At 59.3% G+C, this 7,682-nt stretch carries 6 protein-coding genes; 1 reads left to right on the top strand and 5 read right to left on the bottom strand.

What is annotated here, in order from left to right:
- Positions 1-384 precede the first annotated feature (384 nt).
- A complete protein-coding gene (locus P1S46_01445; protein ID MDF1535151.1) occupies positions 385-1,932 on the bottom strand; it encodes a DHA2 family efflux MFS transporter permease subunit in 1,548 nt (515 codons plus the stop codon).
- Positions 1,933-2,056: 124 nt separating this feature from the next.
- Between P1S46_01445 and P1S46_01450 the strand changes: the two genes are divergently transcribed.
- The gene (locus tag P1S46_01450; protein ID MDF1535152.1) at positions 2,057-2,422 is read left to right on the top strand and encodes a four helix bundle protein; all 366 of its coding nucleotides are present in this window, start codon (positions 2,057-2,059) and stop codon (positions 2,420-2,422) included.
- Positions 2,423-2,489: 67 nt separating this feature from the next.
- Here the strand turns inward: P1S46_01450 and P1S46_01455 are convergent, their stop codons facing one another.
- From P1S46_01455 to P1S46_01470, 4 genes are all read right to left on the bottom strand, one after another.
- Positions 2,490-3,671, bottom strand: a complete 1,182-nt coding sequence (locus tag P1S46_01455) for an HlyD family secretion protein (protein ID MDF1535153.1) — start codon at positions 3,669-3,671, stop codon at positions 2,490-2,492.
- Positions 3,672-3,699: 28 nt separating this feature from the next.
- A complete protein-coding gene (locus P1S46_01460; GenBank protein MDF1535154.1) occupies positions 3,700-5,052 on the bottom strand; it encodes a TolC family protein in 1,353 nt (450 codons plus the stop codon).
- Positions 5,053-5,101: 49 nt separating this feature from the next.
- Complete coding sequence (locus P1S46_01465) at positions 5,102-5,704, bottom strand: TetR/AcrR family transcriptional regulator (protein MDF1535155.1); 603 nt, start codon at positions 5,702-5,704, stop codon at positions 5,102-5,104.
- A gap of 280 nt (positions 5,705-5,984) precedes the next feature.
- The gene (locus tag P1S46_01470) at positions 5,985-7,466 is read right to left on the bottom strand and encodes a hypothetical protein (protein MDF1535156.1); all 1,482 of its coding nucleotides are present in this window, start codon (positions 7,464-7,466) and stop codon (positions 5,985-5,987) included.
- Positions 7,467-7,682: the final 216 nt, after the last annotated feature.

The raw sequence follows: 7,682 nt of genomic DNA on the forward strand, positions 1-7,682 counted from the left end.
TAGTGCCATTCCCATTTATCTTTAATTGCCACACAGTTAGCTGACATCTCATTTGCATCATGAATAATGCGGGCTAGCTCAGGACCTTCGGCTTTCAGCTTCGGTCTTCGTTCTTGGGGCGTCACCAATGGCTTCCGCCGTCGCTCTTGGGGCGTCGCTTTCAGCTTTGCCCTCACGAGTCGAGCTTCCGTCTTCGTCACGCTAATTGCGTGACTACGCCGTGACAAGACGCCGTGGCAAGCCGTGATTTCCGGAATGACAGCTGTAGACTCCGCGTCACCGAGTCTCCGTGTCCGAAATGACGATTTTCCCGCCCTCTCGCCCCCTCGGTTCCCCCCCCCCATTCCCCCTTACGCCCATACCTCCTTACCGATCTTCAGTCGCTCAGTCGACCCTTCCCCCGCCCGGTCCCTTGCCCTCTTCCGGCCTCTGCATGAGCAGGACCAGCCCCATGACCGCGATGAGGATGATGGCGACGACGAAGAAGGCGTCGTTGAACCCGAGCATGTTGGACTGGCGTATCAGTTCCCTGTAAATGGGAGCTTCCGGGGGCAGCATGAGGCCCCTCGATGCGAGAAGTCCGGCTGCCTTGGCCTTCGCGGCGAGAAAGGCGGGATCGAAGGGAGTGAGGTGCTCGACCAGCCTCGCCTGGTGAAACTGGGCCCTCCGGGTCGCAACGGTGAATGCGAAGGCGATCCCCATGCTGCCGCCCAGGTTCCGGATCATGTTGTAAACGGATGTGGCCTCCCCCATCCTCTCCCTCGGTATGTGGGACAAGGTCAGGGTCGTGGTGGGGATGAAGATGCACGACATGGCGATCCCGAGGGTCACCCGGGGCAGGACGAAGGTCCAGAAGTCCGTCTGGAGGTTGAAAAGGGACATGGCGTAAGTGGTTCCCGACGCGATGAGGATGCCGGTGCCGAGGATGAACTTCGGGTTCACCCTTGTCACGAGTCTGCCCACGATGGGCATGGTGAACAGGGACGCGAGCCCGCCGGGTCCCATGACGAGGCCGGCATGCATGGAAGTGTATCCCATGAGGGCCTGCAGGAAAACGGGAAGCAGGACGATGCTCCCGAACAGGTTGAAGAAGACGAAGAACATGACGATGCAGCCGCTGGCGAAGCTGCGGTCCTTGAACAGGCTCAGGTTGATGATGGGATGCTCATGGTACTTCTCGTTGATCGCCAGGAACACCAGGGAGACGGCCGACAGGATGAGAAAACCGACGATGGTCTCCGACCCGAGCCAGTCGGAACGCTGGCCTGTGTCCAGGACGTACTGAAGGGAGCCGAGGCCGACGGCCAGGAAGGCGAACCCTGTGTAGTCGATCTTCATCTTCTGGCGTTTCATGTAGGGCGGGTCGTGGATGAACAGGTAGCTCAGGAAGATGGCCAGGGCGCCGATGGGTATGTTGATGTAGAAGATCCACCGCCAGGACCACGAATCGGTGATGACGCCTCCGAGGAGCGGCCCCACGATGGGTCCGAACATGACCCCGATGCCGAAAAGGGCCATGGCCATGCCGTGCTCCTTGCGGGGGAACGCCTCCAACAGGATCGCCTGGCTCACCGGGACCAGGCCGCCGCCGGCAAGTCCCTGGACAATCCGGAAAAAGACGAGGCTTTCGAGGCTCCAGGCCGAACCGCACAGGAAACTGGCGATGGTGAAAAGGGCGATGGAACCGATCTGGTAACGTTTGCGTCCGAACAGCCTCGACAGCCAGCCGGACATGGGGATGACGATGGCGTTGGAGAGCAGGTAGGAGCTGATGGCCCAGGTCGCCTCGTTGATGCCCGCGGAGAGGGAACCCCTGATGTGGTCCAGGGAGACGTTGACGATGGACGTGTCGATGATCTCGATGAGGGTCGGAAGCATGACCACCAGGGCCACGATCCACTTATTAACTTGTCGCTCAGGATTTTCAGGCATATTTCCCCGGTGCTATGGGCTATGTACTATGTGCTATGACAGTCGCACTGTCAGCTATGCACTACGAGCTATGTGCCAGGTCAGGCGCTGCTTGGCGCATAAATTGCTTTAAGTTTTCCCAGTTATGGAGCCCAAGCATTTTGAAAAATTGAAGGTATGGAAGGTGGCCCATGAAATTTCGGTCCTCGTCTATAAAATTACTGGTAGTGGTCCGTTATCAAGAGACTTTCCACTTAAAAACCAGCTCAGAAGAGCATCCATATCTGTGCCCTCCAATATCGCCGAAGGTTATGGCCGTCATAGTAAGAAAGAGTTTTTGAAGCATCTTTCAATAGCTAACGGTTCTGTTTTTGAGGTGAGGTCCCAAGTACTTCTGGCAAAAGATGCTGGATTAATTACAAAGGACCAGGCTCAAAAACTGAGTAATATGTGTCTTGAGGTTAGTGGCCTGATCGGAGGCCTGCGTCGTTCCGTAAAAAATTCCTTGTAGCTATGATGTTTAAACCGCATGCTCTCCATAGGCCATAGCCCCTAGCCCCTAGCCCCATAGCCCCAGTTCACTTCGTATGAATCGTCGGCACCACACTCATCCCGACCCGCAGCAGGTCACGCACCTCACCGGGATCGTCGAAGGTGATCTTCACCGGCACCCGTTGAACGACCTTGACGTAGTTGCCGCTGGCGTTTTCGGGCGGGAAGAGCGTAAAGGCGCTCCCCGTGCCTGACATGATGCTGTCGACGGTCCCCTTGAACTTCCGTCCGGAGTAGGCGTCGATCTTCAGGCTGGCTTTCTGCCCCGGCCTGATGAGTTCGATGCGATTCTCCTTGTAGTTGGCGACCACGTAGGCGTCTTCGAGGTTGATCAGGCTGAAGATCGGCTGGCCAACCTGCACGGCGTTGCCCACCTCCACGGACATGCGGGCGATGGAACCGCCCGACGGCGCGGTCACGGTCGTGTAGGCCAGCCTGAGGCGGGCCAGTTCCACCTGGGCCTGGCGCCTTTCGATCTGGCTGGCCTGTGTTTTCAGGGACGCGCGGACCATTTCGAGGCCCGCCTCCTCCGCTCTCATCCGGGCACGCGCCTGGGCGACGGTACTGTCGTGGGAATCCAGGGCCACCTGTGCCTGGTTCTTCTGTTCACGGGCCGCCGTGAGGGCGGACGCGGCCATATCAAAAGAGGTCTTTGCCCTTTCGTAGCGGCTGACCGGGATCACCTCCTGCCCGCTGAGCTTTTCAGCTCTCGCAAGGTCCAGCCGCGCCTGGTCCAGGGCCGCCTGCTTTGCCCTGGCTTCCGCCGCCCGGGCCAGGACCGCGGCCTTGAGTTCTTCACCGGCGCTCTTCGTTCCGGCGAGGGATGCCCTCGCGGCGGCTACGCGCCTTTCCTGGGCTGTCACCTGGGCTTTAAGCTCTGCCAGCCGGCCCAGTTCGGCCTGGTGAGAGGCCTGAGCCTCGGCGAGGTCTTTCTGGAGCGTTTCAGGATCGAGCCTCGCCAGTGTCTGGCCGGATTGGACGCTCTGGTTGTCGGTTACCAGGATCTCGGCGATGTGACCGGCGACCCTGGCGGAGACCATGTGGACGGCGCCCTCGACGAAGGCGTCGTCGGTGGTCAGGTACGCCCTCGTATAACTCCTGTAAGAAAGGACCCCGGCCAGGGCGATGAGGATGATCGTGCCGGCGATGAAAAACGCCTTGCGTTTTTTCCCGTTCCGGCCGGCGTCTGGTCTGTTTTCTTCTGTCATGGTCTGTCTCCCGGTATCCGGAACACTGTCAGGGATTCTCTGACAGGCCTCCGGATCCGCTGTAACGTTCGACGAGATCGGTACCCATGGCGTAAAGCAGCCGCGCCTCCGCCCTTCGCATCCCGTAAAGCGCCGACCATTGGTTCAGTTCCGCCTGGGCCAGGGCGGTGATGGCATCGGTGACCTCCGTGGCAGACACCTCCCCCTCCGTATAGCGGGCGTGCTGAAGCCGCAGATTTTCCTGTGCCTGTTCGACCGCCTTCCCGGCGACCTCCTTGCGCTGGGTCGCGCCGGTGAGAAGGCGGTGTGAGTCGAGAGCTTCGAGACCCACGATCCGGCTTACCTTTTCACGCCTGGCGATGAGGGCGGACAGCTCTCCGGAAGCCTGGCCCTCGGAGGCCTTGCGGGCTCCACCCGTGTAAAGGTCCCAGGTCAGGCCGATGGTGGCGGACCAGTTGTCCTCGTGCACCCTGTATGGGTTCTCCTCGTAGGAATATCCACCCCCCGCGAAAAGGCTCGGGTACCCCTCTGCTTCGCTGTGTCTCAACCTGGCTTCGGCAGCGGCGATCTCCTCGCCCAGGATCTTCAGCTCCACCCGGTTCGCCTCGGCGGAAGCGATAATCTCCTCCCTTTCGGGGAGACCGGCCAAAGGGGAAGGGAACTCAATGCCTGCCACCGGTTCGTCGAAGGGCCTCAGGACGAGGAAATTGACCCTGGAGGCGGAAAGGACGAGGGCGTCCTGGGCGTCGATCAGGCCCAGCTGCGCGTCGGCCAGGGCGACCTGGGTCGTCAGAACGTCGTTGAGCGTTACCTCTCCGGCCTGATGCAGCGCCCGGGCGTCGACCAGGTGAAATTCATACCTCTGGACGACCTGGTCGGCCAGTGACAGGTTGCGCTGTGCCTGGAGGAGCGAAACGTAGGAGAGGATGAAATCGAGAGCCCCCTCGTTCCTCGTCATCACCGTCTGTATGGCCTGCACGCGGGAACCGGCCCGCGCGGCCTCAACGCCGGCGCGGGTTTTACCGAAATCGGTGATCAGCTGACGGACGGTCACCCCGTAACGCAATGTCTGGTCTTCACTGAGGGGGGAGGTGCCGCCACCGAATACGGCCTCCGGCCTGTTTTCGAGCCAGGTCTGGTCGGCATAGGCGCTGACTTGAGGCTTCAGGCGTGCTGCTGCCCCCGTCCCCGCCCATTCGGCCGAGGATTGTCTCGCCCTGGCGATGCGCATGTCATAACCCCGGGAGGCGATCACCCCCAGCCCGTCCGCAATAGTCAGGGTCTGGGCTTGTAAAAGCTGTGGAACACAAATAACGGCCATCATCAGAAGACAGGAAATTGCCCTGGATGCAGGAGTCAGGTAATGGAAGATACTTTTCATCCTTCTTCCTTCTCCCTCCCAGTGAAGTGGCCCTGGTTTCTTTTTGTCATCATTTGCCCTTCCTCGCGATCCCGTGCAGAAAGATCTCTACAAGGGAAGTTACGGTGTGCCCGATCTTCTCGTCGCTTATCTCCCTTTTCATGATGATCGATTCGTACATGAAGGTCATGACCAGGGCCCTCAGAAAGCATCTGGCCGCGAAATCCATATCGATGGGGAGAACCTCGCCCCGGTCCTTCCTTTCATCGAGATAGCTTTTGAGGACCTCCCCGATATCGACGATCATCTGCTGGTAGATGGAGCGGACCTTCTCGGGATAATGGGTCATCTCGGAAAAAAGGATCTGGAGAAGGGGACGCCTTTCCCGGAGTGTTTCGAGGAGTTTTACCCCGATCGTTTTGAGCCCCTCGGCCAGGGGCATCTCGATCACGTCCCCGATGAGGTGCCGAATCCTGGGAAGGAAGGTGTAGGTCTTGAGCATCTCCTCGAAGAGCAGTTCCTTCCTGCCGAACTTCCTGAACAAGGTGAGTTCCGACACCCCTGCCATGGCAGCGATCTCCCTGGTGGTCGCCCCCATGTACCCCTTCTCGGAGATGAGCCGGTAGGTTGCTTCCAGCAGCTTTGCCCGTGTTTCGTCCCTCTTTTGATGCACAATTGGCTTCCTTTGTGTGTATGTAAGTGCCCACTAACATAGCAGGGAAGGGAGTAAAATGTAAAGATATGTGTTGTGCAAAGGGAGAGGAACTAGGAGCTGAGAGCTAGGAGTTGGGAGCGGGGAGCTAAGGACAAGGAACCAGGAGCAAAGGACTAATGAACTAAGAACTATGAACTATGAACTATGAACTATGAACTAAGAACTAAGAACTATGAACTATGAACCAGGCCTGACTCTACTTAGCTCATAGCACCTGGCTCTTTGCTCTAAGCTGAGCTTAGAAATCTAAGCTCAGCTTGTGATACGTCTCCACCTCTGCCTTGATCCAGTCCGGCCAGAACTCCTCCGAAATGGGGTAGGTGGCGTCCATGGCCTGGAAGGAGCCGGGACCGGTGACCGCCTCCACATTCTCCCTGGTGTTGTAACAGACACGATCGAGGCCCGTCAGTTTAGCGACACGGAGATTGATCTCGTCGAGGGACCTGTCGTAGGGGTTCTCCCCCTTGAAAGCCCTCTGCACCGCCAGTTCGTCCATACATTCCCTGCCCCTGCGCCACTCCTTGAACGACGGGAAGAACATGGGGCCGTAGGATATCCAGAACTCCACCCTGATCGCTCCCGAGTTGTAAACGGTCCACACGGAACCGCCCTCGCTGACACTGCCCTTGACGATGCTGTCGTCCCCCATGATGACCTTTTTTCCCTTCAGTACAGAATCCACCCCGGCGAACTTGAGCCCCACTTCCACCTTGCGCCGGCGTATCTGGGACTCCTGGAAAGTCCGGATGGCCTGGGCCTGTTTGACCAGCCCGTGGGAGAGGGGCATTCCCAGCCCCTCGGCGATCCCGTAGGAGACGCCCCGGCCGGAATCCGGGTTGGGGATCACCACGTCAACCTCCGGTCTGCCGTAGTATTCGGCCAGTTGGTGACCCAGCTCCTTTCGCAGGACGAAGATCTCCTTGCCCTGGTACAGGGACGCCACGTTGCCGAAATAGACCCCCTGGAACACGTCGGGCAGGGGTGTCTCCTCGCGCAGCCTGCGGGTCTCGATCCCGCTGGGTGAGCAGATGGTCATCTCGGCGCCGACGTACTCCCGCTCCATGGTTCCCCCCAGCCTCCTGTGGGAAATGCTCTCGGAACTGGCGACGAATGCCCCATCCACCGTGCCGAAACACATCGGCTCGAACCCCCTCGTGTCGTTGAGAACGATCAGAGAGGTGTGCCGGCCGTCGTATACCAGGGCCGTAAGCGCGAAGGTCGCCCTTCCGTGGAGGGCGTCGACCAGGAGCCGCCCGGCCTCGAAAGAGATCCCCGCCCTGGTGACGCACCCGTGAAGGAGGGCGCCCATGAGTTCCGTCCTGTTGGCGGTCTCGAAGGAATACCGGTCACCCAGTTCCGCTGCCAGTTCGTCGTCCCCCACGATCCGTCCGCTCATGGTGATGGCAATTTCGCAGGGAGAATCGAACTTCGGCTTGACGAGGATAGGTTCGGCGTTCCTTTTTTCGGCGATCTTGTTCTTGGTGTAGCCCACGTTGCCGATGGCCGCCGCGGGTCCCAGCTCCTGGAACATCCTGATCATGTCCATGTCCAGGACGTCGGCGATGCCCCCCACGCCCTTGAGGATGTTGATCCCCCGTGAGGTGCCGACAGCGATCCCCGAACCGGTCTTGCCCCGGTGCTGGAGGGCTCCCGTGGCGAGGAAAGTCTTCTGAACAAGTTCCCCGTCACCGGGGCAGTAGATACCTGTGATGCCGTCCATGGAGGTCTCCTGAAAAAGTACGAAGGGCGATAAGCGAAGAAAAACCTTCCAGGCATCTTGGCACAGTGCGATGGGGAGCACAAGAAAAGGAAAGTCTTTGGGTGAATGAGATATTGCGGCGTTCTACCCTGCATACCATCATGGGCAACCGACCGATTTCTGCACCGGATCATGTGCACTCCTCCATTAAGCCGCCTATAGAGGGGTACGGGACCA

This window comes from bacterium (assembly GCA_029210545.1).
Taxonomy (GTDB): domain Bacteria; phylum BMS3Abin14; class BMS3Abin14; order BMS3Abin14; family BMS3Abin14; genus JARGFV01.